This window comes from Chryseobacterium sp. SIMBA_028, assembly GCF_046535285.1.
Classification (GTDB): domain Bacteria; phylum Bacteroidota; class Bacteroidia; order Flavobacteriales; family Weeksellaceae; genus Chryseobacterium.
In genome coordinates, this window is sequence record NZ_JAWRWZ010000811.1 from 1 (window position 1) to 237 (window position 237).

Consider the following 237-nt stretch of genomic DNA (forward strand, 5'->3'; position numbering starts at 1 on the left):
TCAACAGTAAGTATTGATGAGTTTGATATTCCAGCGGTGGCAGAGAGTACGGATACCGAATATTTTGAAATCCTTGAAGGAAATGAAATCTCTGAACTGCTGTCTATGATTGATGAGGTAGTTAGTCAGCTTTCTTCTACCGAACAGCAGGTTTATGATATGAGGATCCGGAAAAACATGTCTGTGAATGATACGGCAGAAGCTTTAGGAATAAGCAGCAAAACCGTCAGTAATAAG

At 39.7% G+C, this 237-nt stretch carries 1 protein-coding gene; it reads left to right on the forward strand.

What is annotated here, in order from left to right:
• A partial coding sequence (locus tag SCA31_RS25470) for a sigma factor-like helix-turn-helix DNA-binding protein (RefSeq protein ID WP_410699710.1) occupies positions 1–237 on the forward strand: 237 nt, incomplete at both ends.